The organism is Citrobacter sp. Cpo040 (genome assembly GCF_030332915.1).
Lineage (GTDB): Bacteria > Pseudomonadota > Gammaproteobacteria > Enterobacterales > Enterobacteriaceae > Citrobacter > Citrobacter portucalensis.
In genome coordinates, this window is the sequence record NZ_JAOWGX010000036.1 from 758574 (window position 1) to 783246 (window position 24673).

At 49.6% G+C, this 24673-nt stretch carries 30 protein-coding genes and 1 tRNA gene; 19 read left to right on the forward strand and 12 right to left on the reverse strand.

Features of this window, described 5'->3' with window-relative positions:
• Positions 1 to 6 precede the first annotated feature (6 nt).
• Both OGX86_RS18490 and yccX read left to right on the forward strand, forming a co-directional pair.
• Positions 7 to 795 (forward strand): AraC family transcriptional regulator, encoded by a 789-nt coding sequence (locus tag OGX86_RS18490; protein ID WP_136391700.1) that lies wholly within the window; start codon positions 7 to 9, stop codon positions 793 to 795.
• Between the two features lie 46 nt (positions 796 to 841).
• On the forward strand, positions 842 to 1123 hold the full coding sequence (gene yccX, locus OGX86_RS18495) for an acylphosphatase (RefSeq protein ID WP_020996508.1): 282 nt from the start codon (positions 842 to 844) through the stop codon (positions 1121 to 1123).
• Here the strand turns inward: yccX and tusE are convergent.
• Both tusE and yccA read right to left on the reverse strand, forming a co-directional pair.
• Positions 1120 to 1449 carry a sulfurtransferase TusE gene (gene tusE, locus OGX86_RS18500; RefSeq protein ID WP_008784296.1) on the reverse strand — a complete coding sequence of 110 codons (330 nt, stop codon included), beginning with the start codon at positions 1447 to 1449 and terminating at the stop codon, positions 1120 to 1122. The genes yccX and tusE overlap by 4 nt on opposite strands.
• Positions 1450 to 1537: 88 nt before the next feature.
• Positions 1538 to 2197 (reverse strand): FtsH protease modulator YccA, encoded by a 660-nt coding sequence (gene yccA, locus OGX86_RS18505; RefSeq protein ID WP_008784297.1) that lies wholly within the window; start codon positions 2195 to 2197, stop codon positions 1538 to 1540.
• Positions 2198 to 2467: 270 nt separating this feature from the next.
• Between yccA and OGX86_RS18510 the strand changes: the two genes are divergently transcribed.
• Positions 2468 to 4096 carry an ABC transporter substrate-binding protein gene (locus OGX86_RS18510; protein ID WP_286640361.1) on the forward strand — a complete coding sequence of 543 codons (1629 nt, stop codon included), beginning with the start codon at positions 2468 to 2470 and terminating at the stop codon, positions 4094 to 4096.
• Positions 4097 to 4238: 142 nt separating this feature from the next.
• Positions 4239 to 4326, forward strand: a tRNA-Ser gene (locus OGX86_RS18515).
• Between the two features lie 261 nt (positions 4327 to 4587).
• On the opposite strand, the gene OGX86_RS18520 is transcribed toward OGX86_RS18515, so the two are convergent.
• Genes OGX86_RS18520 through OGX86_RS18530 form a run of 3 tightly spaced genes read right to left on the reverse strand, consistent with a single transcriptional unit; the run spans position 4588 to position 7314 of the window.
• Positions 4588 to 6030: a glucosyltransferase domain-containing protein gene (locus OGX86_RS18520; protein WP_284105723.1), complete on the reverse strand. Its 1443-nt coding sequence runs from the start codon at positions 6028 to 6030 to the stop codon at positions 4588 to 4590.
• Between the two features lies 1 nt (position 6031).
• Positions 6032 to 6955: a glycosyltransferase family 2 protein gene (locus OGX86_RS18525; protein WP_048214496.1), complete on the reverse strand. Its 924-nt coding sequence runs from the start codon at positions 6953 to 6955 to the stop codon at positions 6032 to 6034.
• Positions 6952 to 7314 (reverse strand): GtrA family protein, encoded by a 363-nt coding sequence (locus tag OGX86_RS18530; RefSeq protein ID WP_048214495.1) that lies wholly within the window; start codon positions 7312 to 7314, stop codon positions 6952 to 6954. Before OGX86_RS18530 ends, OGX86_RS18525 begins: the two co-directional genes overlap by 4 nt.
• A gap of 212 nt (positions 7315 to 7526) precedes the next feature.
• Here OGX86_RS18530 and OGX86_RS18535 point away from each other — a divergent pair, with 212 nt between their 5' ends.
• The 4 genes from OGX86_RS18535 to OGX86_RS18550 all read left to right on the forward strand — a co-directional run bounded on the left by OGX86_RS18535 (position 7527) and on the right by OGX86_RS18550 (position 10881).
• Entirely contained in the window at positions 7527 to 7886 is a 360-nt protein-coding gene (locus OGX86_RS18535) for a YcgJ family protein (RefSeq protein WP_103014513.1), read from the forward strand.
• A gap of 161 nt (positions 7887 to 8047) precedes the next feature.
• Positions 8048 to 8755 carry a purine-nucleoside phosphorylase gene (deoD, locus tag OGX86_RS18540; RefSeq protein ID WP_286640362.1) on the forward strand — a complete coding sequence of 236 codons (708 nt, stop codon included), beginning with the start codon at positions 8048 to 8050 and terminating at the stop codon, positions 8753 to 8755.
• Positions 8756 to 8793: 38 nt separating this feature from the next.
• Positions 8794 to 9948 carry an MFS transporter TsgA gene (gene tsgA / locus OGX86_RS18545; protein WP_284105717.1) on the forward strand — a complete coding sequence of 385 codons (1155 nt, stop codon included), beginning with the start codon at positions 8794 to 8796 and terminating at the stop codon, positions 9946 to 9948.
• Positions 9949 to 10044: 96 nt separating this feature from the next.
• Entirely contained in the window at positions 10045 to 10881 is an 837-nt protein-coding gene (locus OGX86_RS18550; protein WP_032942924.1) for a nucleoside-specific channel-forming Tsx family protein, read from the forward strand.
• A gap of 47 nt (positions 10882 to 10928) precedes the next feature.
• Here the strand turns inward: OGX86_RS18550 and OGX86_RS18555 are convergent, their stop codons facing one another.
• From OGX86_RS18555 to dsbA, 4 genes are all read right to left on the reverse strand, one after another.
• Positions 10929 to 11615 carry a Crp/Fnr family transcriptional regulator gene (locus tag OGX86_RS18555; protein ID WP_003832031.1) on the reverse strand — a complete coding sequence of 229 codons (687 nt, stop codon included), beginning with the start codon at positions 11613 to 11615 and terminating at the stop codon, positions 10929 to 10931.
• Positions 11616 to 11736: 121 nt separating this feature from the next.
• Positions 11737 to 12030 (reverse strand): chaperone modulator CbpM, encoded by a 294-nt coding sequence (cbpM, locus tag OGX86_RS18560; RefSeq protein WP_286640363.1) that lies wholly within the window; start codon positions 12028 to 12030, stop codon positions 11737 to 11739.
• Positions 12030 to 12950 carry a curved DNA-binding protein gene (gene cbpA / locus OGX86_RS18565; protein ID WP_128317619.1) on the reverse strand — a complete coding sequence of 307 codons (921 nt, stop codon included), beginning with the start codon at positions 12948 to 12950 and terminating at the stop codon, positions 12030 to 12032. Before cbpA ends, cbpM begins: the two co-directional genes overlap by 1 nt.
• A gap of 205 nt (positions 12951 to 13155) precedes the next feature.
• On the reverse strand, positions 13156 to 13779 hold the full coding sequence (gene dsbA / locus OGX86_RS18570; protein ID WP_286640364.1) for a thiol:disulfide interchange protein DsbA: 624 nt from the start codon (positions 13777 to 13779) through the stop codon (positions 13156 to 13158).
• 396 nt (positions 13780 to 14175) lie between these two features.
• On the opposite strand from dsbA, the gene OGX86_RS18575 reads away from it, so the two are divergent.
• From OGX86_RS18575 to agp, 8 genes are all read left to right on the forward strand, one after another.
• Entirely contained in the window at positions 14176 to 14580 is a 405-nt protein-coding gene (locus OGX86_RS18575) for a VOC family protein (RefSeq protein WP_136391702.1), read from the forward strand.
• A 70-nt stretch (positions 14581 to 14650) separates the two neighbouring features.
• Complete coding sequence (locus tag OGX86_RS18580) at positions 14651 to 15013, forward strand: hypothetical protein (RefSeq protein WP_008784315.1); 363 nt, start codon at positions 14651 to 14653, stop codon at positions 15011 to 15013.
• 48 nt (positions 15014 to 15061) lie between these two features.
• Complete coding sequence (locus tag OGX86_RS18585) at positions 15062 to 16942, forward strand: cytochrome c biogenesis protein CcdA (protein WP_286640365.1); 1881 nt, start codon at positions 15062 to 15064, stop codon at positions 16940 to 16942.
• On the forward strand, positions 16939 to 17562 hold the full coding sequence (locus OGX86_RS18590; protein ID WP_048227006.1) for a DsbA family protein: 624 nt from the start codon (positions 16939 to 16941) through the stop codon (positions 17560 to 17562). Before OGX86_RS18585 ends, OGX86_RS18590 begins: the two co-directional genes overlap by 4 nt.
• On the forward strand, positions 17552 to 18058 hold the full coding sequence (locus tag OGX86_RS18595) for a protein disulfide oxidoreductase (RefSeq protein ID WP_048214488.1): 507 nt from the start codon (positions 17552 to 17554) through the stop codon (positions 18056 to 18058). The genes OGX86_RS18590 and OGX86_RS18595 overlap by 11 nt, the downstream gene beginning before the upstream one ends.
• A gap of 134 nt (positions 18059 to 18192) precedes the next feature.
• A complete protein-coding gene (locus OGX86_RS18600) occupies positions 18193 to 18948 on the forward strand; it encodes a sulfite exporter TauE/SafE family protein (protein ID WP_128317624.1) in 756 nt (251 codons plus the stop codon).
• Positions 18949 to 19017: 69 nt separating this feature from the next.
• The gene (locus OGX86_RS18605; RefSeq protein WP_128317625.1) at positions 19018 to 19725 is read left to right on the forward strand and encodes an ArsR/SmtB family transcription factor; all 708 of its coding nucleotides are present in this window, start codon (positions 19018 to 19020) and stop codon (positions 19723 to 19725) included.
• A gap of 87 nt (positions 19726 to 19812) precedes the next feature.
• Complete coding sequence (gene agp / locus OGX86_RS18610; RefSeq protein ID WP_128317626.1) at positions 19813 to 21054, forward strand: bifunctional glucose-1-phosphatase/inositol phosphatase; 1242 nt, start codon at positions 19813 to 19815, stop codon at positions 21052 to 21054.
• 37 nt (positions 21055 to 21091) lie between these two features.
• Here agp and OGX86_RS18615 read toward each other — a convergent pair whose 3' ends face one another.
• A complete protein-coding gene (locus OGX86_RS18615) occupies positions 21092 to 21319 on the reverse strand; it encodes a YccJ family protein (RefSeq protein WP_003036015.1) in 228 nt (75 codons plus the stop codon).
• Positions 21320 to 21339: 20 nt separating this feature from the next.
• Positions 21340 to 21936, reverse strand: coding sequence for an NAD(P)H:quinone oxidoreductase (wrbA, locus tag OGX86_RS18620; protein ID WP_003832057.1), 597 nt, complete (start codon positions 21934 to 21936; stop codon positions 21340 to 21342).
• Positions 21937 to 22321: 385 nt separating this feature from the next.
• Between wrbA and OGX86_RS18625 the strand changes: the two genes are divergently transcribed.
• The 3 genes from OGX86_RS18625 to rutR all read left to right on the forward strand — a co-directional run bounded on the left by OGX86_RS18625 (position 22322) and on the right by rutR (position 24268).
• On the forward strand, positions 22322 to 22495 hold the full coding sequence (locus tag OGX86_RS18625; protein ID WP_003036022.1) for a con-10 family general stress protein: 174 nt from the start codon (positions 22322 to 22324) through the stop codon (positions 22493 to 22495).
• A gap of 161 nt (positions 22496 to 22656) precedes the next feature.
• Positions 22657 to 23571, forward strand: a complete 915-nt coding sequence (locus tag OGX86_RS18630; RefSeq protein WP_008784322.1) for a DMT family transporter — start codon at positions 22657 to 22659, stop codon at positions 23569 to 23571.
• A 58-nt stretch (positions 23572 to 23629) separates the two neighbouring features.
• Positions 23630 to 24268, forward strand: a complete 639-nt coding sequence (rutR, locus tag OGX86_RS18635) for an HTH-type transcriptional regulator RutR (RefSeq protein WP_003036026.1) — start codon at positions 23630 to 23632, stop codon at positions 24266 to 24268.
• Here rutR and OGX86_RS18640 read toward each other — a convergent pair.
• A complete protein-coding gene (locus tag OGX86_RS18640) occupies positions 24265 to 24660 on the reverse strand; it encodes a lysozyme inhibitor LprI family protein (RefSeq protein WP_008784323.1) in 396 nt (131 codons plus the stop codon). The two genes, rutR and OGX86_RS18640, sit on opposite strands and share 4 nt — an antisense overlap.
• Positions 24661 to 24673: the final 13 nt, after the last annotated feature.

Sequence of the window (24673 nt, forward strand, 5' to 3'; positions counted from 1 at the left end):
ACTCTGGTGCAGGATGTACATTTTCGCCATAACAACCTTACCACCGCTGAGGTGCGTTCCGGCCATCTGCACCACTTGCATCGGGTTAAACTGTTTTCTGCTGCTATTTGCCATATTACGCAGGGAAGTAAGGTCATTATTCAGGATGAAAATCGTCTGGTTGCAGGACCGGGTGAGCTGATTATCATCCCGGCGAATACGCCTCTGGAGATTATTAATCAGCCGGAACAGGGAGCATTTCGCTCGGATTTGTTGTTGCTATCGACGAGCATCATTACCGCGTTTAAAAATAACTGGGTCGAGGATTTCCCTCCGGCAAAATTGACGTCGCTATGTACGCCAATGAGCAACGGACTGGCTTTTATGTGGGAAAGCCTGCTGGATGCAGTACGCCAGGACTTACCTGCAAAATTGCAGGAGCATCAGGCGATGGGATTATTGCTGGCGCTACTGCATGATGGTATGGCAGGGCCTCTGCTTATCGAGCGACGGTTTAATCTTACTGAACAGGTGCGGCAACTAATTATGTTATCCCCTGCTAAGCTATGGACAGCTCAGGAGATTGCTGGTCGCCTGTCTATCGGTACCTCGACGTTACGCAGACGATTACAGATGGAATCGCAGAGTTACCGGCAGATAGTCGAGGAGGTGCGAATGTCCTGTGCGCTCTCTCAACTACAGTCGACCACGCTGCCGATTGGCGAAATTGCGTTACGCTGTGGCTATCTGTCAGGTTCACGATTTACTGCAAGATTTCGCCAGCATTACGGATGTCTGCCGAAACAGGTGCGATGAGGCCTCGGTACCTGTTCCTTCATTTACGTTAATAAGGAGAACCGCAATGTCGAAAGTCTGCATAATCGCCTGGGTCTATGGCCGGGTTCAGGGGGTAGGATTTCGCTACACCACCCAGCATGAAGCACAACGGCTGGGGTTGACCGGCTACGCGAAGAATATGGATGACGGCAGCGTAGAGGTTGTCGCCTGCGGTGAAAGCGACCGGGTTGAACAACTGATGAAGTGGTTGAAAGCCGGGGGGCCGAGCAGCGCCAGGGTTGACCGGGTTCTTAGTGAACCACATCGTCCTGGCGACGAGCTAAAGGGATTTAGTATCCGCTATTAAATACATTTCACCGGTTTCGGCAGGCCGGCAATTTTAGTTGCCTGCTTGGCCGGACCTTTCGGGAACAGGCGGTAGAGATAACGGCTGTTGCCTTTCTCTTCGCCAAACTTGTTGGCCATCGCTTTTACCAGCATGCGGATAGCGGGGGAGGTATTAAACTCCAGATAAAACTCGCGGACAAAACGCACCACTTCCCAGTGTTCCGCGGAGAGCGTAATGCCTTCGTTTTCGGCGATTCTCTCCGCCAGCGCCTCGCTCCACAGCGTGGTATCTTTCAGATAGCCTTCGCTATCGGTACTGATTTCTTTACCTTCAAAGATCAACATAATTCGTCACTGCGTTAGTCAAACTGGCGGCAGTTTACCAAAAAAGAAAGCCCCGCATAAGCGGGGCTGGATAATGCGTGTGGACATCTTAATCGCGGCTGGCGAAGCCCAGAATACTCAGCAGGCTGACGAAGATGTTGTACAGCGAAACATACAGGCTAACGGTGGCACGAATATAGTTGGTTTCACCGCCGCGGATGATATTGCTGGTTTCAAACAGGATTGCGCCTGAAGAAATCAGAATGAACACCGCGCTGATTGCCAGATGTAATGCTGGCAGTTGCAGGAAGATATTGGCAACCATACCAATCAACACCACTACAACACCCGCCATCAGCATACCGCCGAGGAAGGACATATCTTTACGCGTGGTCAGCACATAGGCCGAGCAGCTGAAGAAGACCAGCGCCGTACCGCCCAGCGCCATGGCGATAACATCACCCATGCCTGCGGACAGGTATGTATTCAGCATCGGTCCCAAGATGTAGCCCAGGAAGCCAGTGAAAGCGAACGCTGACAAAATACCAACCGGTTTATCTGCCGTTTTGTAAGTCAGGAACATCAGGCCATACATACCCACCAGCGTCAGAATAAGTCCCGGAGAAGGTAACATCAGTACGGTACTGGCGGTCGCAGTGATCGCTGAAAACGCCAGCGTCAGGCTGAGCAGGAAATAGGTATTGCGCAGCACCTTATGCGTGCTGAGTAGCGATGTACGCTCGCGCGAAGAACTAATAATACGATCCATGAGTCACTCTCTTATGACAGATGTAATTAATGATGGAGGATAATGAAATCAGGGGGAATGACACAGCGGTTTTACCCATCTTTACGCATTTTAGCCCGCCAGACTTAAGCATATTATTTCAACAAAAGTTCCCGAATTAGATGTTAGCACTGTATGTGCAAAAATGTCAGATCGCTATCTACCAGGTAACTGAAAAATATTGCGTTATTCCTGAATCTCTTTGACAGTGACAGCGGTGTCTACATAAAACAGAGCAATAAGGTAAAGGGAATGATTCAACATAAATCGAAGATATTGACGTTTACGCTGTTGGCTGTCTGTTTGATGTCTATAAACGGCGCGGCGAGGGCGGCAAATGTTCCCGCAGGAACACTACTGGCAGAAAAACAGGAACTGGTCAGAAACAACGGCAGTGAGCCGGCATCGCTGGATCCGCATAAAGTTGAAAGCAACGTTGAGTTTAATTTAATCAGCGATATGTTCGACGGTCTGGTGGCTGTCAAGCAGGATGGGTCTATCGAACCCCGTCTAGCCGCGTCCTGGGAGAATAAAGGCAACGCTGTCTGGACCTTCCATTTACGCCCGGGCATAACCTGGTCAGATGGATCTGCTATTACCGCACAGGATGTCGTCTGGAGCTGGCAGCGTCTGGTTTCGCCGCAAACGGCTTCACCTTATGCTTCGTATCTGGGCAACATGCACGTTGCGAACGCGGTTGATATTGCCCAGGGGAAAAAAGATCCCGCTACGCTGGGAGTCAAAGCCCTGGATGATACCACGCTGGAAATTACCCTGACGCAACCGACGGCGGCGTTTCTGGCGATGCTGGCGCATCCATCTCTGGTCCCGCTGGATAAAGTGTTGATAGGTCGTTTTGGCGATAAGTGGACCCGGCCAGAGCATTTTGTCAGCAGCGGGCCGTACAAATTATCGCAGTGGGTGGTTAATGAGCGCATCGTTGCCGAGCGTAACCCACATTACTGGGACGATCGGCATACGGTTATTAATAAAGTTACTTATTTGCCTATTAGCTCAGAGTCGGCTGACGTAAATCGCTATAAGGCCGGTGAAATCGACATTGTGTATAGCGTACCGGTTAACCAGTTCGCGCAACTGAAAGAAACAATGGGGGATGAACTGCATGTCTCGCCTCAGCTTTCAACGTATTACTATCAGTTCAATACAACCCGCGCGCCGTTTAATGATCCGCGCGTGCGCCGGGCGCTGAATATGGCGTTGGATAAAGACATCATTGCGCAAAAGGTGATGAGGCAGGGGCAGCGAGCAGCGTGGGTTATCAGCCAGCCGGAAATAGGTGGGGTGAAACTGCATGCGCCGGAGTATGCGTCATGGCCGCTCGAAAAACGTATTGCTGAAGCCAAAAAACTGCTGGCTGAAGCCGGTTTTGGTCCTGAGCATCCGCTTAGCTTAAATCTGCTCTACAACACCTTCGAAACGCACCAGCGTATTGCGATTGCCGCATCGTCGATGTGGAAGAAAAACCTTGGCGTCGAGGCGAAGCTGCAAAACCAGGAATGGAAAACCATGCTGGACACTATGCACACCGGTAATTTTGACGTCGTGCGCTATGCGTGGATAGCCGACTATGATGATGCCTCAAGTTTCCTCAATATCTTCCGGACCGGTGATAGCGAGAACACCACCAAGTACAGTAACCCCGCCTTTGATGAAGCGATGCGTAATGCGGCAAAAGCAAGTTCACGGGAAGAACGCGGCAAATACTATCAGCAGGCTGAAGACCTTTTAGGTGAGGATGTGCCCGCGATTCCGGTTTACCACTATGTCCGCACGCATCTGGTGAAGCCGTGGGTGGGGGGATTTGCGCCGGATAACCGGGGAAATTACTACACCAAAGATATGTACATCAAAAAACATTAAGCGCTATAGCCGGTATTCGTGCTGAATAAATGGTCAATCTGTTGTTATTTCAGTCGATTAACAACATTTTGGCTATTTTTCAGGCAAGCGAACACATTGGTGCTTTACAGGTCCGTTCGGGATGTTTATAGTGCGCCTCATTGGAAGCGTGGCCGAGCGGTTGAAGGCACCGGTCTTGAAAACCGGCGACCCGAAAGGGTTCTAGAGTTCGAATCTCTACGCTTCCGCCAAACATGAAAAGGGGTTACCGAAAGGTAACCCCTTTTTGCTTTTGAGAAAGATTTAAAACAGGGTGTCGTGAATGTCGGTGGTGCCGAAGCGCATTACATGCTCTATATTTGGCAAGTAAACTGAATAACGTAAGCAGCCATCATATTTTCCAGCCCAGCCTGAGTGAGCTATGGTAATCCCTGATATCACTTGAAATGACTGGTGTAGAAACTTCTTCAAAAACAAAGCCCTCCACATTTAGGTGTGAGGGCTTGTAATCGTTAATTGTTAAATTTACCTAAGTAGACGATAGCGGTGTTATCTGAGATGAATAATGAATAATATTCATTAGATGATACAGGTTTAATTCCTTTGTTAATCATATCTGCAAATTGATTTTTGCTTTCATTCACATCAGTATAACCATGTCGTGTTTGTGTTAATCCTTTATTGATCAATTGAAAGGACGCTAAGAATTCAGTGGCTGGGAAAACGAAGTAACCTATGAGCGGTTTGCTCTCTACTATTAGCTTTGCTCTTTCATTTATATTTAATTGACCTACAGTACCAATAGATACGATGTTTTTATGATTGGCAATATCTTGCGCAATCATGTTAAAAACAAAATCTTCGTATTCTTGTTGTGATTTCATTGTGTTGCTTAGTTGAGCACTAAAAGCAAGTGAAGCAATAACCGGTATCAATGCTGCATATTTAAAGCGTGGAGCAAAATGCATAATGGGTATAGCAATTATAACCAATATGACTGAAAATGATACTAAGGTACGGGGGAGTACCGGTGCATCCTGAAGTAATATAGTTGGCCCCATAAGAGATATAATGAATATTAAAAAAGACAATCCACTATACAAAATAAAGGATACTATACTCCCTATGTTTGTGCGATAAGAAATGAGCATAAACACCAGGCTAATTAGTATCGGAATAGCAAAGTAAATGTAAACAGGGTGGTAAAAATATGAAAGGGTTATTGCTTTTAAAGAGGTTAATGTTCCGATTAGGTGCTCAAATCCTCCCTTATCCAAAGATATTAACGCTGAGCGCGAGTTGTGTTTTGGAGAGAAGAAAATCATGTAGATAAGATAAAATGAGACAAATAAAATTGTTTTTTTAAATAAAAATATTACCGATTCTTTGATATGTGCCTGTTTTTTTATTGCGATAATTATTACGTCAACAGCCAGCAAACCGATGAAAATATTTGCACACGGTTGATACAATGTTAAGGATAATACACCCGCTATCAACTTTATTGCTATCTCTAGTGTCAAGTTTTTATTTTGGTATGTATATGCCACTACAGCCACGAAAAAGGAAATAGACATTCCCAGGCTATCGTATCTATAAGCGATATTTTGCAGGATAAATGGGTTGAATATTAAAAGTGCGGCAACTATTTTAGCGTTAGGTACATCTGATTTAATCAAATGTTTACTAAGTGCAAGTGAAGATGCTCCTAAGAGAATACAGGACGCGATCATGGTATAAGGAAATAAATCTAGATTGTAGTGGCCACTTGCAGAAAAAATTCTTGCTATAACATCCGCAAAAGGTCGACCTAAACCTCGCCAGCCGTAGTTTCCAGTGATCGATCTGTCTAAATCATCTCTATAATATATTCCAGCTTGAATTAGAGGGTAAATAAATAGGAGGGCCAGTCCTGAATAAATAAAAAATAATTTTTTATCGAATTTAGAAAACATGTTAAATCCCATCTTGTTTTTTAACTATGTAGCGCGGTCTTTGTTTGGTTTCAATATATATTCTACCTATGTACTCCCCGAGTACACCGATTCCAATTAACTGAATACCGCCTAGGAAAAGAATTGAAACAATAATAGATGGATATCCCGCTACCGGATTGCCCCAAAATATTTTGTCTATAATCATCCATGCGCCGAATAAGAAGGATAAAGTGGCGACAAAAAAACCAATGTAAGTCCAAATTCGGAGTGGGAACGTTGAAAAACTGGTAATACCTTCGAGTGCGAGATTCCACAATTTCCAGCCATTAAACTTTGATTTACCGGCTATGCGGCCTGCTCGAGTGTACTCCACTACGTCAGTACGACCTCCCACCCAGCTAAGAACACCTTTCATAAAGAGATTACGTTCCGGCATGAGTTTGATATTTTCTACGACATCGCGGGACATGAGTCTGAAGTCACCAACGTTCTCTTCGATCTTCGGGTCGCTTATTTTATTGTGCAATTTATAGAACCATTCAGCGGTTTTTCGCTTAAGTTTGCCATCTGTAGAACGGTCCGCACGCTTTGCCAGTACAATATCTGCACCCGATAACCATTTATTTATCATCAATGGAATTGTTTCAATTGGATCCTGTAGGTCGACATCGATTGGGATAACGGCTTCGCCAGTGGAACATTCCAGGCCTGCAAATATGGCGGCTTCTTTTCCAAAATTACGTGTGAATGAAACGGGAACAACGAGCGAATCAGATAAGGCAAGGGCATTAATAATTGATTCTGTAGCATCTTTGCTACCGTCGTTGATAAACACAATTTCAACATCGTACTTTTTTAGTTCTTCGTATCCTCGCACCGTCTTGTAGAAAATAGGTATTGTATCTTCTTCATTGAAGACTGGCACTATCAGAGAAATTTTCATTTCGGATCCCTAAAAACAACAAATTTAGAGTATACAAACCCACATACTAAGCTGATTGAGGAGAACTCAATCAGCGTTATGAGTGGGGAAATATTAAAGCGATCGGAAATCTGACCGGAGATGAAACTCAACAACCCCATAAAACCAACAAACAGTATGTATCCTCTGCTGGTGGCTTTTGCATTGAAGGTGAATTTTGCATTAGCAAAAAATGAAAATGTTACTGCGCATAAGAATGCCACTACATTGCTCACAGCTTGGTCATTTTTCATGATGTACACCATGATGCCGAACACGGCCCAATGCAATGCCGTGTTTACGATTCCGACGGAAATGTAGCGAGAAAGTAGTTTTATCATGATTAAAAACGCTTAACAGGAAGAAAGGGAGTTTAACATTGATGTAAAACCAGATCGACATGTTGACGCCAGTCAGCGCAGTAAGCAGAGTCATTTGGGGATGATTAAGGGGCTGTAAATGCCACAGCCACGTCATCTGTAAGAATAGGTTGCCGAAAGCCCCCGCTTTTTGCTTTATACTTTTGGCGCAAGTCAGCTGATATAAGGAGATTATGATGATAAAAGTTGGCACCTTGCTGGCGCTAAGCATTCTGTCATTGTCGGCGTACGCAGCAACGACTGGGCTAAACAGTCCAGCGCCGGGCGTATTGTGCGATAAAACCATCTGTGCCGATGAACACGGTTTGTCGGTGGCGTTGACCACGAAATATCTTGGCAAGCAGCAGGCCGAAAAACTGGCAGCTGCCGGACAGTTCGATACCTCGGCTTTTACATTCCGCGGTGGCCTGTTTTGTGACACCAACGAACGTTTGTGTCGGGATGACCGCTATTTCGGCACCGACGGTAAGCGCAGCGGTAAAATAAACACCCATTACACCGCGTTACTGTTCGGAAAGGTCGACAAGCCCTGACAATCTCTGACGTGTCCCCAGCCTGTATTGCGGGGCACTACAACACTAACTCTCAAAAATGAGAGGCCGATCCTCTGAGCAGGACTTTTGTCCTCAATCACCTCACAAACGTCTGGTTACAATCCCTGCATATCTTCAATACCCATAATTCAGGAATTGTTATGACTGCACATATTAATGCCAGGCCAGGTGATTTCGCGCCAACCGTTATTATGCCGGGCGATCCGCTCCGCGCTAAATTTATTGCCGAAAATTATCTAATGGATTACCGCGAAGTCACCAATGTACGTAATATGCTGGGTTACACCGGTTTATATTTTGGGCAACCTGTTTCGGTGATGGGACATGGAATGGGCATTCCTTCAATGACGCTTTATGCCCATGAACTGGTACATGATTTTGGTGTGCAAAGAATTATTCGCGTCGGCAGTTTAGGGGCAACACAACATCATGTCAAAATGCGCGATATTATCCTGGCCGTCGCCGCCGGAACGGATTCAGTCACAAATTTAAAACGTAGCGCAGGCTATGCGATGGCAACATCCGCCTATTTCCCATTATTGCAGCAGGCGTGGACGCTGGCACAGAAGGCCGATATCGATATTAAAGTCGGCAATGTTTTCAGCGGTGATCTTTATTACGATCCTGACGAAAATTTAATACCGGCATTGGAAAAATTCGGTGTGCTGGGTGTAGATATGGAAGTAGCAGGCTTATACGCTTTAGCGCATCAGTTTAATATTGAAGCGCTGGCTATTTTAACTGTCTCCGATCATTGTCTGACCGGTGAAGAAACAACCGCAGAAGAACGACAATTGACCTTTAACAACATGATTGAGCTGGCACTAAATACGGCTGTTACCGCTTAGTTCCGGCTTTTAATTGAACCAATCAGAGATGGCATTATATGAAGAATAAAATAGCACTTACGCTGATTAGTTTTCTGGCAAATTTTATTATGGCAGGGTTTGCCAGTCAGTTCGGTATGCTAATCGAACCGATTGCAGTACGCTACGGTGCCGATGTGAATACCGTTGCTTCGATATTTTCGTTGCTCAATGGTGGAGCATTAGCCGGCACCATCGCCGCCTTTTTCCTGATTGAGAAAATCGGTGTGAAGCGTATGACGCTCATTATCTATTCGATAGTGTTCCTTTGCGCTCTGGCAATGCATTTAAGCCCTGGCTTATGGCCGGTGATGGTCGCCATGACCCTGGTGGGTTTTTGCGGCGGGATCGGTTTGTGCGTGGCGGGAACGATCGTGGTTTCGGTTTGGCAGGATCGCATTCAAAGTACAATGCTGGTGGTGCAGGACGCCACCTTTAACGTCGCGGGCGTGGTTTTTCCGCTGATCACGACCTTCGCCCTGACGCACAATATGTCGTGGAGTTACAGCTATCTGAGCGTAGGTATGGTGGCCTTACTTACGCTGGGTGTTGTAGCGCTCACCCGCTTTACTACCTGCGAGGCGGCTCCCACGGCAGATCGGACAGACAAGGTAAAATCGGAGTGGAATCCAGGGATCATCAGCGGAGGCATTGGCCTGTTCTTAGGTATGCTGGCGCTGTACACCTTCCTGACCTGGGCACCATTATTTGTGAAGAACAAATTTGGCATTCCCTTTGAAGAAGCAGGAAATATTATTACGCAATACTGGGGCGCTGCACTGGTCGGGGCATTAGTATCAACCGTCATTGTTTCTCGGGTGAAGATACATTATTTCCTGCTAAGTATTATTTTGCTGGCTAGCATTATTACCACAATTATCGTCACGAAGGATAATATCTCCGGGCTTGATTATCTGGCCTACAGTTACGGGTTTGTCTGTGCTGCACTGTATAACTCATTTATTGCCTACGGTGTTTCTTTCGTGAAGCGCGCGAGCAGTCAGAACGTTTCTTATATTTTAATTAGCGGCAGTGCCGGGGCCATGTTTAGTCCGGCGATTAGCGCGCTCATGGAAAAAACAATGGGATTGCAGAAAATTATGTACGCAATACCGGTGTTGTATTTAATTATCTTTGTCATGTTGATGGTGACATTAAAACTCAAGCGTAATTAAAAGCACTAATAACACTTAGCTCTTTAATTAAATAGCCAGTCGCCACACTATTTATATGGTGGGGCGATACTCAACCTTACTCAAAGGAATTGAAAAATGCTGAAGAACAATAAGTTAATGATTAAAAAAACAATCCTGGGTGCAGTAGTGACAATGAGCTGTATGCAAGCATTCGCAGCTGACTATACTGATGGCAACATCCGTAAAAATGATTTTAACTGGATGCAGATGAACTTAATGCAAAGTGTGGACGCGAAAGTGCCATATGGTATTCGCAATGATACCTATCTGGAACTGGAGTTTGGTGCACGCTCTGGCATTATCGATCTGTACGGTTATGTGGATTTCTTTGATATTTTGGATCGCGAACAGGACGATCGTCATGGGGGGGATAACTTCTTTGCCAAGATATCTCCGCGTTTTTCCCTGGACGCCATTTTTAATAAAGATTTATCGGTTGGGCCGTTTAACGAATTCTATATTGCAACGGTAAATAACATTGGCGACCGGGAATTATTTGAACATTACGTTGGCCTGGGTACAGATGTGAAGGTCCCGTGGTTTGGTCTGGTGGGAATGAACATCTATGCGCACTATGTTCGTGAAAACTACGGCGCGGATAACGAAGGAAAGTGGGATGGCTATATGTTCTCGACTAACTGGTCGACGCCATTCTATACCTTTGCCAACGGCAGTTATCTGAACTATCAGGGGTACTTTGACTACCAGTTCGCCGCGAATAAGATTGCTAATCAACCGTTATACAGCAATAACGCAATTGAATGGTATAACGGTATCTACTGGCATTCAGAGCATTATGCAGTCGGTTATGGCCTGAAGTATTTCCGTAACATGGCATTGATGGAAAACCACGGCGGAGCAGGGCGTACCACCGGGCTCGGTCACTATTTCAGCCTCACCTATAAGTTCTGATTGCGCCGAAATGACACACCAATGTTCTGTTAACGAGAGTTGGTGTGTCAGTCAATGATGTCATTGCCGAGAAATTTACGCAGCCCATCCAGATCCTTAATTTCCAGTCCTTGCTTCGTTCGCGTTACCAGCCCGGCATCCGTCAGCGCTTTAACCGCCCGCCGATAGACCCGGTCGGTTGTGCCGAATCGCTCAGCTTCCTGGTATTTTTTATGGAAACCATCCATCGGCTGCTTGTTCTGATGCTGGCGATACAGGTCATACGCCACGTTATGTACGATAGGGTAGAGCATCCGGTGCAGGAAGATTTCCAGCATATCCTGATAATCAATCGCCATTGCACTGGCAAAAAATATCGCCAGTCTGGGGTGCTGATTCAGCGCTTCTTCCAGACGGTCACAGCTGCACACCGCTACGGTCAGTGGTTCTTCCGCGACGATATCAAGCTGGCAGCGATACCCGGTAAAAAACTCCATTTCACCAAACAGCTGCTCGTCGCATTCCATGGCGCCCAACTGGAATCGGCGGCCATTCTCCGCGCTATAACGCAGCGAAATTCTTCCGGATTGCACCATGATCAGTCGATCGACAACCTGTCCCTGGCGGTATAGATACTCATCTTCCTGGATAATCTGCGTTTCAGAGAGCAGTTCCTGAAATATCTTCTCAATCAAGGCATCATCCTGCTGCCAGATGTTGTGAAAACGACCTTTCGTGAGGGGTTTAAGCTGCATGACTTAACGTCTTATTGTTTAAGATAATTCTTATCTCAGACTGTATGCCATCTGCTGGGCAATGTCATTAAGAGCGCGGGGCGGATAATAAAAGGACCAGCACCATGCTGGTCCTGACATACTAAGGACGGCTGATAAAGCGAGACAGGCGCTGGCGCAGCAGGCGGTTTTCCTGGCGTAACTGAGCGTTCTCCTCCAGCAACGTCAGCGCAACGGCAATCCCTGGCCAGTCAAGTTCCAGCTCCTGACGCAGGCGCACCGCGCGACGCATTACTGTCAGCGCATGATCGTCAAACGTCTCGTCTTCATGGGGTTCTATCACCCCTAAGCCGACAATCTCATGCAGTTCTTCTTCTGACACACCGGTGTACAGACAAAATTCGGTAATGGTAAAAGTGACGGTAACGTTAGCCATTATGCTTTCCCCCACTCTTTGCGCGGATCAAAGGCCTTTTGTGCATCCGCCAGTTGTTGCCACAGGGCGGCACTGGCGTCGTCAGGTTTCGGTGGCATGACGATCTTTATCACCGCATACAAATCGCCGGTATGTTTTTTACTTACCAGACCCTTGCCCTTAATGCGTAGCCGCTGACCGGCCTGACTGCCTGCAGGAATGGTCAGCAGGATGCTCTCTTTCAGCGTCGGAACGGTTACTTTCGCACCCAGCGCAGCTTCCCACGGCGCGAGGGGAACGACAACTTCCAGATCCTGATTAACGATATCGAACAGCGGATGCGGTGCAATATGAATCACCAGCCACAAATCACCGTTCGGCCCACCGTTTTCGCCGGGGGTGCCCTGGCCTTTCAGACGGATACGCTGACCGTTACCGACGCCAGCCGGAATTTTCACATTCAGCGTTTTAGGAATTTCTCGTTCTACCATGCCAAACGCATTATAGACTGGCAGGTTGTAACTGATAGTGCGGCTATGTTCAGTAAGCGTTTCTTCGAGGAATACGGCAACTTCAATTTCGATATCGTGCCCGCGGCTGGCAGGGCGCTGGCGCGACTGGTGCGCACGCTGGCCAAAAATGGAGGAGAAGATATCGTCGAAATCTTCGGCGCTGTAGCTTTGATTCTCTCCTTGCTGGAATTGACGGCTGAACTGTGGGTCGTTGCGGTGCTGCCACAGCTGGTCGTACTCGGCGCGTCGCTGCTCATCACTCAATACTTCCCAGGCTTCTGCAACCTCTTTAAACCGGGCCTCCGCGTCAGTCTCTTTGCTGACATCTGGATGATATTTACGGGCGAGTCGACGATAGGCGGTCTTGATTGTCTTGAGATCGTCTGTCGGTTTCACGCCCATAATGGCGTAATAATCCTTTAATTCCATAGCGTTCTCTCGTGTAAATCAACACTTGCAGAAGGTGAACCCTGACAACAGGTATCACCGCTAAGTTTAGGGTAATCCTGATAACGGCGTATGCCAACCGGGAAGGGAGGATATTGCGATAAACGATGCAGGCATTGCACCACCAACAGCGCAGTTGAGGTTACGGCATCTGTTGTGTGGTGCGAAAAATGAGATTAGCTAAAAATCAGGATTTGCTTATCAGGAAGCGGACCGTACCAGCATAGTTTTGCACGAATGCATTAAGGTCATCTGACTTCAGTCCTTTTGGATTGATCATATATTTTCCGTTGATAAAAATGGCGGGCACACCGGTTAAATCAACTGCCTTCGCCATTTCTTGCTGCTTAGCGGTCAGTGATTTCACGGCAAAGCTATTCCATGCCGCATCATAATCACTGGCGCTGACGCCCGCGCTGATAAATACGTTACGAATATCCTCCGCTGTTTTAACGGTTTGTTTTTTCTGAACGGCATCAAAAAGCAACGGCTTAACTTTATCTTGTACGTTCAACAGCATGGCGACGGACCAGGCGTGGGTCATGTCTTGCCCCAGCGGACCTAAAAAGTCGACGTGGTATTCGGTGAGTTTGACATCTGCAGGCAATACTTTTTTCACGTTATCAGTGATTTCAAAAACTTCATCGTACTGATAACAGGAAGGGCAATAGAATGAGAAAAACTTCAGTGCGGCTGGAGCGGAAGCGACAGGTTTTTCCAGTGAGATATACTCTTTGCCGTCGGTAAATGATGCTGCCTGAGCGCTAACTGTAAAAAGTAACCCAATCAGGGGTAATAAATATCTTTTCATTTCCATATACTCTAAATAACATTTAATAAACAAATTATCTGCTAATGAATACGTTATTCATTGCGTCTGAATATAATAAGGTAATTCTCTGGAAATGCGCTGACCCTTACTTTCATTTACGCATCAGTACATGGTGGGCATTATTTGTGTACTGTCATGGAAATATCTACATGCACTCTTCGCAAATAGCGAATAATAACTTGCGTGATATTTTCAGGCGTACTTTTAGCAATGTTATAGTGTAATAAAAAAAGACGAAAATATGATTAATTATCATTTCGTTTTTAAAGCGTGAATTGCAGGTTGTTGCGTTAAGTTCTGCAAATAACTCCGTAGATTTTCTTTTTCTTGTCGCGCGTGAATGTATAGGGTAAGTGTCAGAGATGAGCAACCCAAATGGATATCGCTATGATCGACCACCTGGATCACCTGGTACTAACCACCAATCATGAAGAGGCTTGCGTTCGTTTCTATGTCGAGCTTTTAGGCATGAGGCTGGAAACCTTCGCGCAAGGTCGGAAAGCCTTCGTCTTTGGCAATCAGAAAATCAATCTCCACATTCGGGGAAAAGAGTTTGAACCCAAAGCCTACGCGCCAACGCCGGGGGCGCTGGATTTATGTTTTATCACCACGCGTACGCTGGGAGAGGTGATGGAGACGTTTCAAACCCACGGGGTCGAGATTATTGAAGGGCCCGTTGCACGTACCGGTGCGACAGGACCTATTCGCTCGGTGTATGTCAGGGATCCCGATCTCAATCTGATTGAAATCGCGGTATATCCAGCAGATGGCAGGACATAACTTTACAGCGTAAAGGTTGCCAAAAACCGGCGAGTGGTTAAGATAACTCGCATCAATGAGTGAGGGTATAATGGCGAAACGTCAACGGATGGGATGGTGGTTCCTCTGTCTGGCATGTGTTGTGGTGATGGTTTGCACCGCACAACGCATGGCGGGCCTGCATGCGTTGCAGATGGATACCGCCGTTACAAGCGTTGTCGCCAGCGCACAAGTGCAGACCGATGAGGCCTCACCCGTTACCCCTTGTGAACTGAGTGCGAAATCATTACTGGCTGCGCCACCAGTACTGTTTGAAGGTGCTATTCTGGTGCTGTGCCTGCTGCTGTCGTTGCTGGCGCCAGTGCGGGCGTTTCGTCTACCTTTTTTCCCACCGCGAGCCATCTCGCCGCCCACTCTCCGGGTGCATCTCCGATTTTGCGTCTTCCGTGAATGACAGAACAGCCGTTGCTGACTGTTAGATAATTATTCACGGAGAAAAACTATGATGACTGTTTTCAGGCAGGCACTGCTCTGTCTGTTATTGCTATGGCTGCCCGTATCCTGGGCGGCTGAACCCGGCTGGCTGCGTTCACCCGATAACGATCACGCCAGCGTGCGGTTACGCGCTGATACGTCCGCTGGCGGTGAAACCCGTCTGCTGCTGGATGTCAAACTGGAGGACGGCTGGAAAACCTACTGGCGTTCTCCAGGCGAGGGGGGCGTTGCGCCTGCTATCGCCTGGAAAGGGGAAATGCCCGCGGTCGACTGGTTCTGGCCGACCCCTGCTCGTTTTGAGGTCGCCAATATCACTACCCAAGGGTATCACGATAAGGTGACGTTCCCGATGGTGGTGCGCGGTAGAGCGCCCGCCACGCTAAGCGGCGTTTTGACGCTATCCACCTGTAGCAACGTTTGCCTGTTGACGGATTTTCCTTTTTCCGTGACGCCCACAGCCCAGGACCCGACTTTTGCACATGACTATGCTCAGGCGATGGGACAGATCCCACTTGCCAGCGGCCTGACCGATGCTCTGAGCGCTGGCGCACGGGCGGGAGAGTTAGTCGTCGAGGCTCGCCGTGCGGGAGGCTGGACTGAACCAGGGCTGTATCTGGATGCTGTTGATGATGCGGATTTTGGCATGCCGCAAATTCATGTTGCGGGGGAGACGTTACGCGCTACGGTACCTGTACATGACGGTTGGGGAGAAGGCGCGCCGGATCTGCGTGGTAAGTCAGTCACGCTGGTGCTGGCCGATAACGGTGTTGCCCAGGAGAGTCGTCTTGCGATTGGCGAAGCCCCGGTTGTTGAGAACGCCTCACTCCCACTGTGGCAAGTGGTGCTCATGGCACTGCTGGGTGGTTTGATCCTCAATCTGATGCCTTGTGTGTTACCGGTTCTGGGCATGAAGCTGGGCTCTATTTTGCTGGTCGAGGAAAAAAGTCGTCGCCAGATCCGTCGTCAGTTCCTCGCATCGGTAGCCGGAATACTGGTCTCGTTTATGGCTCTGGCGCTATTGATGACGGTGCTGCGTTTAACCAATCAGGCCCTTGGCTGGGGGATCCAGTTTCAGAATCCGTGGTTCATTGGTGTCATGGTGCTAGTGATGCTGACGTTCAGCGCCAGCCTGTTCGGGTGGTTTGAATTCCGACTCCCTTCTGCGATGACCACCACGCTGGCGACTCACGGCGGCAACGGACTGTCGGGACATTTCTGGCAAGGTGCATTTGCGACACTGCTTGCCACGCCGTGCAGTGCCCCGTTTCTGGGAACGGCGGTGGCGGTAGCATTGACCGCTTCGCTGCCGACGTTGTGGGGATTGTTTATCGCACTTGGGCTGGGGATGAGCTTACCGTGGCTGCTGGTGGCCCTGCGTCCCGGTCTGGCGCTGCGTTTGCCGCGGCCAGGGCGGTGGATGAATATTTTGCGACGTCTGCTTGGCGTGATGATGCTGGGTTCGGCTATCTGGCTTGCGACGTTGCTGCTCCCACACATAGGGTTTAGCGGACAAAGTAGCGCTAAAGAAAGCGTGAACTGGCAACCGCTAAGCGAGCAGGCGATTGAGGATGCGCTGGCGCAACATAAGCGCGTGTTCATTGACGTCACAGCCGACTGGTGCATCACCTGTAAGGTAAACAAATACAACGTGTTGCATAAAGAAGACGTACAGGCCGCATTGCAACAGCCGGATGTGGTGGCGCTGCGCGGCGACTGGACACTCCCTTCTGAAGCTATTACCGAATTTCTAAAAAAACGCGGCCAGGTTGCTGTGCCGTATAACCAAATTTATGGCCCCGGTCTGCCGGATGGCCAGGCGTTACCCACGTTGTTAACCCGCGATGCGGTACTGCAAACGTTGAATGATGCCAAAGGAGTAACCCCATGAAAATGATGATTGTTCTGCTGTTAACCCTGTTTTCTGCCGTCAGTATCGCGAAAGAGCCTGCGCCGTTTACCCCGGAACAGGAAAAGCAAATTGAAGCATTAATTCAGGAAGCCTTGTTTAACGATCCCAACAGCCCGCGGCTTGGCGCGAAGCAGGCGAAACTGACCCTGATAAATTTCACCGATTACAACTGTCCATACTGCAAGCAGTTGGATCCAATGCTGGAAAAAATTGTGCAGAAATATCCTGACGTGGCGGTGGTGATTAAACCGCTACCGTTTAAAGGTGAAAGTTCGGAACTGGCGGCGCGGACCGTGCTGACGACATGGCATGAGCATCCGCAACAGTCCCTGGCATTACATGAAAAATTGATGCAGAAGAAGGGCTATCATACCGACGTCAGTATCAAACAGGCGCAGGAAAAAGCGGGGGCCAGTCCGGTGACGCTGGACGCCCAAAGTGCTGAAACGCTGAGCACTAACCTGCAACTGGCGCGACTGGTGGGGGTGCAGGGAACCCCCGCAACGATTATTGGTGATGAACTTATTCCCGGCGCGGTACCGTGGGAAACCCTTGAGGAAGTGGTAAAAGAAAAACTGGCGGCGGCCAATGCTCAGTAAACTGCGCCGCTGGTTGCGCGAAGGGCTGATCTTACTGGCGCTGTTGGCGGGGGCAATGCTGCTGATGGATGCCTGGCGCGCGCCGCAGCTCCCTGCCTCCTTTGACAGCACGCCTTTACAAACACTGGATGGTGAAACCGTCACGCTGGCGGCGCTCAGCAAAGACGAGCCGGTGTTGCTTTATTTCTGGGCGAGCTGGTGCGGCGTATGCCGCTTCACGACGCCGGAAGTCGCCAGGCTGCGTTCGGAAGGGGAAAATGTGATGACCATTGCGTTACGTTCCGGAAATGAAGCTGAGGTATCTCGCTGGCTGTCGCGTAAAGGCGTGGACTTTCCGGTCATCAATGATGCGAACGGGGCCATTTCCCGCAGTTGGGCAATCAGCGTCACGCCCACGCTGGTGGTGATGTCACAAGGTCGGGTAGTATCAACCACCAGCGGCTGGACCAGCTACTGGGGCATGAAACTTCGGTTGTGGTGGGCGAAAACGTTCTGATAAATGTGCCGGGGAAACCCGGCATTTTTTATGGCGTCGCCCTCCCCAGGAAGGCATATTTCGTTGCCTGACGAAGCAAACACAGTGATTAACGTCCAGAATCAGTCATCTTCTCTTTTCCAGGAAAGTGCAACATGACGAGTTCTTTAGCGTTTGGACCCGCCCTGGTGGTGATGATTGCCGCCACATTTGTCCTCGCCGGGATGGTGAAAGGCGTTACGGGTATGGGGTTACCTACCGTGGCTATGGGGATCCTCGGATCGCTTATTTCGCCAGTTGCCGCGGCGGCCATGCTGTTATTGCCTTCGCTGATAAGCAATTTGTTCCAGTTTGGCGGTGGTGGAAATACACGCCAATTACTCAAACGACTGTGGCCAATGCTGCTGACAGTAGTGGTGGCGACACTGCTTGCCAGCGCCTGGATTACCGGTGGTGACACCACCCGAACTCAGTTTGCACTCGGCGTAGCACTGGTGGCCTACGCTATCTGGACGCTGGCGGGAAAGAAAATCGCGGTGGCCCCGCAGCGTGAAAAACCGTACTCCCTCGTTATTGGATTTGTGACCGGCTTTTTGACCGGCGGAACCGGGGTGTTTGTGATGCCCGCCGTGCCCTGGATCCAGTCCCTCGGCTTTGAGAAAGATGAACTGGTGCAGGCGCTCGGGATCTCTTTTACCTTTTCGACCCTGGCATTGGCGCTGGGTCTGTGGTGGCATAACGCGCTGCCCATACAATCGTTAAGTTTGTCGGCTTTGGCCATTGTTCCTGCGCTGATTGGCCAATGGATAGGTACCCGTGTGCGAAGGGTTATTTCTCCGCTCGTGTTTAAACGCTGTTTTCTGTTTTGTCTGGTCGGGTTGGGTACAGAGATGATGCTGCGTGCTGTGTGACCGGTGCGGTGACTTTGCGCGACTTTCATGGCATCGTTAATTCAGAGATTCAGGGCCAATGAGGTCGTTATGGCATCCGTGATGTTACATGAGGAAGAGGGCGATCTGGAGTCGAAAATGGCACTCACTGCGGCAGTGATGGCCGATAAATCGCGCTCACGTATGTTGTGCGCCCTAATGGATGGCTGCGCCTGGACTGCAACTGAGCTCAGCGCGGTGGCGGATATATCCGCGTCGACCGCCAGTGCGCATCTGGCGCGTCTGTGCGAACAACGTTTTGTTGTCGCGTTGGTGCAGGGCAGACATCGTTATTTTCGCCTTGCAGGTTCCGATATCGCTGAACTGCTGGAACGCCTGATGGGCGTTGCGTGGGCGACATCAACGCCCCGCAGAATCACTACACCGCCAGGTTTGCGGCATGCCCGCACCTGCTACGACCATCTCGCCGGAGAGGTCGCGGTGAGGTTGTTCGATACGCTGGTTTCCCGTCAGTGGTTAACGCCGGATGGTGAAACGCTGACTCCTCTTGGCCAGGAAAAGCTGGCACAGATGGGGATTGTCCTGGCGGCTGGCTCATCCCGGCGGAAGTTAACTTGCGGTTGTCTGGACTGGAGCGAACGACGTTATCATCCTGGTGGTGTGCTTGGCGCAACGCTGCTGCGCTGGTTCACTGAACAGCGATGGATAAAAACCGAACAGGGCAGCCGCCATGTCATCTTCACACCTCTTGGCATTCGTAAACTCGAAACCGAGTTTGGTGTTAAAACGACACGCTAGATGGTCTGTTTTGCGAAAGCGTTCCCGGAAATATGTCATATTTCTGTCACACTCTGTTGTGATTGATAACAACAAGAGGTCGTAGGGATGAATAAATCGTTAATCGCCACAGCCGTGGCAGGGGCTGTCTTATTGTCAACCGCCGCGCAGGCGCAGACCGCGCCGGAAGGCTATCAGCTTCAGCAAGTATTGATGATGAGTCGGCATAACTTACGCGCACCTTTAGCCAATAATGGCAGCGTTCTTGAACAGTCCACCCCCAAACAATGGCCAGAATGGGATGTCCCCGGTGGGCAACTCACTACCAAGGGCGGTGTGCTGGAAATCTATATGGGCCACTACATGCGAGAGTGGCTGGCAGAGCAGGGGATGGTGAAATCGGGCGAATGCCCGGCACCGAACACGGTCTATACCTATGCTAACAGCCTGCAGCGTACGGTCGCCACGGCGCAGTTCTTTGTTACCGGTGCTTTCCCTGGTTGCGATGTTCCGGTCCATCATCAGGAAAAAATGGGCACCATGGATCCCACCTTTAACCCGGTGATCACCGATGATTCCGCCGCCTTCAGCCAGCAGGCCGTTCAGGCCATGGAGAAAGAGCGCAGCAAAATGCAGCTCAACGATAGCTATCAGTTGCTTGAGCAAATGACCGACTACAAAGACTCTCCGTCCTGCAAAGAAAAACAGCAGTGTTCCCTGACCGATGCCAAAGATACGTTTAGCGCGAAGTACCAGCAGGAGCCAGGCGTTTCGGGGCCGCTGAAGGTGGGAAATTCGCTGGTTGATGCCTTCACGCTGCAATTTTACGAAGGCTTCCCGATGGACAAGGTTGCCTGGGGCGAGATTAAATCGGATCAGCAGTGGAAGGTTCTGTCGAAGCTGAAAAACGGCTATCAGGATAGCCTGTTCACCTCCCCGGAAGTGGCGCAGAACGTCGCCAAACCACTGGTGAAATATATTGATAATGCGCTGGTTACTGAACGCGCGAAAGCACCGAAAATAACCGTGCTGGTGGGGCATGATTCAAATATCGCTTCGCTGCTCACCGCGCTGGATTTTAAACCGTACCAGCTTCACGATCAGAACGAGCGTACGCCGATTGGCGGGAAGATTGTCTTCCAGCGCTGGCATGACAGCAATGCAAATCGTGATCTGATGAAAATCGAGTATGTGTATCAGAGCTCGCAGCAGTTGCGTAATGCAGACGTTCTGACGCTGAAATCTCCGGCGCAGCGCGTAACGCTGGAGCTGAAAGGATGTCCGATAGATGCGGATGGTTTTTGCCCGATAGATAAGTTCGATAGCGTGCTGAATGAGGCGGCTAAGTAAATGAAAACTCCCCCGTGTTCGCGGGGGAGTTAGCGCGCTAGACGTTTTTGCGTTCGATAGTCTGTTCACCCCAAAAGAGCGAGTCTTTGTCTGTTTTTTCAAAGGCTTTGATGAGTACCTCATCGCTACCTTCTTCCCAAATTTTTTCCGCCAGTTTCTCGTCATAATGTGCGACTTCAAAAATGGCTTCGGCTATTTCCGGCGATGTATTGCGCAGACTTGCCCATTCGCCGACGCGATGGGCTTTCGCTTCTTGAGTTGGCATTCGAATCCTCCTGTTGAAGATTAGCCGTTGAGTTTTACTGCCAGACCTGCGACATATTCACCCTGATAGCGGGCGATAGATAATTCTTCCTGACTTGGCTGGCGGGAGCCGTCGCCTCCGGCAATGGTGGTTGCGCCGTAAGGGGTACCGCCGCGAACTTGAGAGACATCAAACAGCTCTTGCGCCGCGTAACCGATAGGTACAATCACCATCCCATGGTGGGCAAGCGTAGTCCAAGTTGATGTAATGGTTTGTTCCTGACCGCCGCCGGTTCCCGTTGAGCTGAATACGCTGGCGAGTTTACCGTACAGGCCGCCAGAGGCCCACAGCCCGCCAGTCTGGTCGAGGAAGGTACGCATCTGACCGGACATATTACCAAAGCGCGTGGGGGTACCAAAAATGATGGCGTCGTAATCAGCCAGTTCTTGCGGGGTTGCGACTGGTGCGTTTTGTGTTTTGCCGCCAGCCTTAAGGAAAATCTCGGGCTGCATGGTCTCCGGTACACGCTTAATAATCACTTCCGCGCCATCTACCTTATTTGCGCCTTCTGCGACTGCGTGGGCCATAGTTTCAATGTGTCCGTACATGGAATAATAAAGCACCAGAACTTTTGCCATTTTACACTACTCCTCGAGTTAACCGTGTCCGTAGCGATTCGCTACCTACCTTTAAAGATATGACGTACTGTCAGGAGTGCAAATTTCACAATCACTTCTTTGATTTATAACAATTTTTATAACAACCTGCTTTGTAGCAAAATGATACATATTTAACCGGGTAGAATTCGGTAGTCATAAGAAAGACTTATTGATTTCTTATGGTGATTATTTCTTTGTCACTCCTGATCCTGTTGCAGGATATTACAGTAAGCGTCTGCCCAGGCCACACTTCACTATGCTTATTCCCACGCAGTTATTTCAGGGCCTCGCCCGTAACGCTGCGTGAGGTATCACTCCTCAGTACCTATGCAATATGATGTCTAATCAATGACGGAGGTCAGTAATGGCAAACCATCGGGGCGGTTCCGGCAACTTTGCGGAAGACCGCGAAAGAGCATCAGAAGCAGGTCGAAAAGGTGGCCAGCACAGCGGGGGCAACTTCAAGAATGACCCGCAACGCGCTTCAGAGGCAGGTAAAAAAGGGGGCAAAAATAGTCACGGCAACAACAAATCGTAATTGTCGGGCTATCTGTCAGATATGTCGTGACGGCTGAGAGTCAGAGACAGACGTTACGTAGCCACCGCCGCCGGGTCTTTCCGGCGGTTTTTTTTGTCTGCAAGGTTGAACTGTAACAAAACGCAACGCAGACTAATGACATTCAGTTAATCGGGTGTCTCATGTCATTACTTTCTCGTTATTCCTTCTCTGTTAAACCTCAGGAAGCGATCCTCATTGTGATCACCATGTTCTGGGGTGGCACGTTTTTGGCGGTGCAATATGCCGTTACCCTGAGCGGCCCTTTTTTCTTTGTCGGTGTGCGTTTTGCCACTGCCGCGCTGGCGGTCGCGCTTTTGTCATTACACACACTGCATAAGCTGACGTGGCTGGAAGTTAAAGCAGGGGTTGCAATCGGTATCGCAATTGCACTGGGCTATAGTCTGCAAACCTGGGGGTTACAGTTTATTCCCAGCAGTAAATCGGCGTTTATTACCGCGATGTACGTACCGTTGGTGCCGCTTTTACAATGGTTGTGTCTGGGACGCATACCAGGTCTGATGCCGTGCGTCGGCATTGTGCTGGCCTTTATCGGATTGATTTTTCTTGCCGGACCGGGAGGCAATTTACTGGCTTTAGGCGAAGGCGAGTGGATCACGCTCGCCGGTGCGGTGGCGATTGCGGCAGAAATTATCCTGATTAGCGCGTGGGCGGGAAAAGTGGATGTACGTCGGGTAACGGTAGTGCAACTGGCAACCGCTTCGATAGTGGCGTTTATGGCGATGGGACCGGCCGGAGAGACCGTACCACCAATGTCTACCGGATTGCTGGTGGTGGCGCTGGGGCTGGGGATTTTTAGCGCGATTATTCAGGTCACCATGAACTGGGCGCAGCGCAGCGTTTCGCCGACGCGCGCGACGGTTATTTATACCGGTGAACCGGTGTGGGCGGGGATCTTTGGCCGTCTGGCGGGTGAACGCTTACCGCTACTTGCATTGCTTGGTGCGGCATTCATTATTGTTGGCGTACTGGTCAGCGAGCTGAAGTTCAAAAAGAAAAAATCGCTTGGACAAGAGGCGCCGCCGGAATCGCTTTAATTTAACCATTCACCGCGTGATTTGGTATACTGACGCCCTCACAAGAAGGAGAGGGCGCATGGTCCAACGCGCAGAGAAAAAAACAGGTAAGCGCTCGCAGGCCGTCAGTGCAAAACGCCAGGCCATCTTAACCGCGGCATTAAATATCTTCTCCCAATATGGGATCCACGGCACGCGCCTGGAGCAGGTGGCAGAGCAGGCGGGCGTGTCAAAAACCAATCTACTTTATTACTACCCGTCAAAAGAGGTGCTTTATATCGCCGTTTTACGGCAGATCCTCGACATCTGGCTGGCTCCATTGAAAGCTTTTCGCGAAGACTTTGCGCCGCTGGTGGCCATTAAAGAATACATTCGCCTTAAGCTGGAAGTGTCGCGCGATTACCCTCAGGCCTCACGGCTGTTTTGTATGGAGATGCTGGCCGGAGCGCCTTTATTGATGGCAGAACTGGAGGGGGATCTCAAAACGCTAATTGATGAGAAATCCGCGCTGATTGCCGGTTGGATCAAAAGCGGAAAACTGGCTCCGGTCGATCCGCATCATCTGATTTTTATGATTTGGGCTTCAACTCAGCACTACGCCGATTTTGCCCCACAGGTAGAGGCGGTAACGGGCGCAACGCTGCGTGATGAAGCCTTTTTTAACCAAACGGTGGAGAGCGTACAGCGGATGATTATTGAAGGGATCCGCGTGCGTTAACTGGCCGGTGGTAACGGGCAGCTTAAATCGCCTTCTTCACACTGCAAAAGTGAGGCGAGAAACGCTTCGCGCTCGTTGGTCTTATCCGTCAGGCACTGGCTGGAAATCATCGCCTGAACGCTACCGCCTTCAGTGCCAGAACTGATTAACGCACAGTCCGCATCGCGCAAAGTTATCCAGGATACTTGCGCTTTTTTCAGTAAATCGCGCTGGGTTGGGGCGGCGCGCTTCAGCGCATTCTGATAAGTTTCATTAAGTTTGGCGTCGGCCGCTTTATACTGCTCTGCCGCACAGGTGTTCATCTCAATCTGCGTGTTCGCGTTGGCGCAGTCATCCGCCAGCGCCTGGCCACTCAGCAGCAATGCTGCACATGTCAGTACGATTCGTTTCATGCTTCCCTCTGGC

Excerpts from the sequence above, each read along its gene's own strand:
- yccX (WP_020996508.1), top strand. The coding sequence starts at position 842 with ATGTCGAAAGTCTGCATAATCGCCTGGGTCTATGGCCGGGTTCAGGGG.
- tusE (WP_008784296.1), bottom strand. The coding sequence starts at position 1,449 with ATGTTGATCTTTGAAGGTAAAGAAATCAGTACCGATAGCGAAGGCTAT.
- yccA (WP_008784297.1), bottom strand. The coding sequence starts at position 2,197 with ATGGATCGTATTATTAGTTCTTCGCGCGAGCGTACATCGCTACTCAGC.
- OGX86_RS18510 (WP_286640361.1), top strand. The coding sequence starts at position 2,468 with ATGATTCAACATAAATCGAAGATATTGACGTTTACGCTGTTGGCTGTC.
- OGX86_RS18520 (WP_284105723.1), bottom strand. The coding sequence starts at position 6,030 with ATGTTTTCTAAATTCGATAAAAAATTATTTTTTATTTATTCAGGACTG.
- OGX86_RS18525 (WP_048214496.1), bottom strand. The coding sequence starts at position 6,955 with ATGAAAATTTCTCTGATAGTGCCAGTCTTCAATGAAGAAGATACAATA.
- OGX86_RS18530 (WP_048214495.1), bottom strand. The coding sequence starts at position 7,314 with ATGATAAAACTACTTTCTCGCTACATTTCCGTCGGAATCGTAAACACG.
- OGX86_RS18535 (WP_103014513.1), top strand. The coding sequence starts at position 7,527 with ATGATGATAAAAGTTGGCACCTTGCTGGCGCTAAGCATTCTGTCATTG.
- deoD (WP_286640362.1), top strand. The coding sequence starts at position 8,048 with ATGACTGCACATATTAATGCCAGGCCAGGTGATTTCGCGCCAACCGTT.
- tsgA (WP_284105717.1), top strand. The coding sequence starts at position 8,794 with ATGAAGAATAAAATAGCACTTACGCTGATTAGTTTTCTGGCAAATTTT.
- OGX86_RS18550 (WP_032942924.1), top strand. The coding sequence starts at position 10,045 with ATGCTGAAGAACAATAAGTTAATGATTAAAAAAACAATCCTGGGTGCA.
- OGX86_RS18555 (WP_003832031.1), bottom strand. The coding sequence starts at position 11,615 with ATGCAGCTTAAACCCCTCACGAAAGGTCGTTTTCACAACATCTGGCAG.
- cbpM (WP_286640363.1), bottom strand. The coding sequence starts at position 12,030 with ATGGCTAACGTTACCGTCACTTTTACCATTACCGAATTTTGTCTGTAC.
- cbpA (WP_128317619.1), bottom strand. The coding sequence starts at position 12,950 with ATGGAATTAAAGGATTATTACGCCATTATGGGCGTGAAACCGACAGAC.
- dsbA (WP_286640364.1), bottom strand. The coding sequence starts at position 13,779 with ATGAAAAGATATTTATTACCCCTGATTGGGTTACTTTTTACAGTTAGC.
- OGX86_RS18575 (WP_136391702.1), top strand. The coding sequence starts at position 14,176 with ATGGATATCGCTATGATCGACCACCTGGATCACCTGGTACTAACCACC.
- OGX86_RS18580 (WP_008784315.1), top strand. The coding sequence starts at position 14,651 with ATGGCGAAACGTCAACGGATGGGATGGTGGTTCCTCTGTCTGGCATGT.
- OGX86_RS18585 (WP_286640365.1), top strand. The coding sequence starts at position 15,062 with ATGATGACTGTTTTCAGGCAGGCACTGCTCTGTCTGTTATTGCTATGG.
- OGX86_RS18590 (WP_048227006.1), top strand. The coding sequence starts at position 16,939 with ATGAAAATGATGATTGTTCTGCTGTTAACCCTGTTTTCTGCCGTCAGT.
- OGX86_RS18595 (WP_048214488.1), top strand. The coding sequence starts at position 17,552 with ATGCTCAGTAAACTGCGCCGCTGGTTGCGCGAAGGGCTGATCTTACTG.
- OGX86_RS18600 (WP_128317624.1), top strand. The coding sequence starts at position 18,193 with ATGACGAGTTCTTTAGCGTTTGGACCCGCCCTGGTGGTGATGATTGCC.
- OGX86_RS18605 (WP_128317625.1), top strand. The coding sequence starts at position 19,018 with ATGGCATCCGTGATGTTACATGAGGAAGAGGGCGATCTGGAGTCGAAA.
- agp (WP_128317626.1), top strand. The coding sequence starts at position 19,813 with ATGAATAAATCGTTAATCGCCACAGCCGTGGCAGGGGCTGTCTTATTG.
- OGX86_RS18615 (WP_003036015.1), bottom strand. The coding sequence starts at position 21,319 with ATGCCAACTCAAGAAGCGAAAGCCCATCGCGTCGGCGAATGGGCAAGT.
- wrbA (WP_003832057.1), bottom strand. The coding sequence starts at position 21,936 with ATGGCAAAAGTTCTGGTGCTTTATTATTCCATGTACGGACACATTGAA.
- OGX86_RS18625 (WP_003036022.1), top strand. The coding sequence starts at position 22,322 with ATGGCAAACCATCGGGGCGGTTCCGGCAACTTTGCGGAAGACCGCGAA.
- OGX86_RS18630 (WP_008784322.1), top strand. The coding sequence starts at position 22,657 with ATGTCATTACTTTCTCGTTATTCCTTCTCTGTTAAACCTCAGGAAGCG.
- rutR (WP_003036026.1), top strand. The coding sequence starts at position 23,630 with ATGGTCCAACGCGCAGAGAAAAAAACAGGTAAGCGCTCGCAGGCCGTC.
- OGX86_RS18640 (WP_008784323.1), bottom strand. The coding sequence starts at position 24,660 with ATGAAACGAATCGTACTGACATGTGCAGCATTGCTGCTGAGTGGCCAG.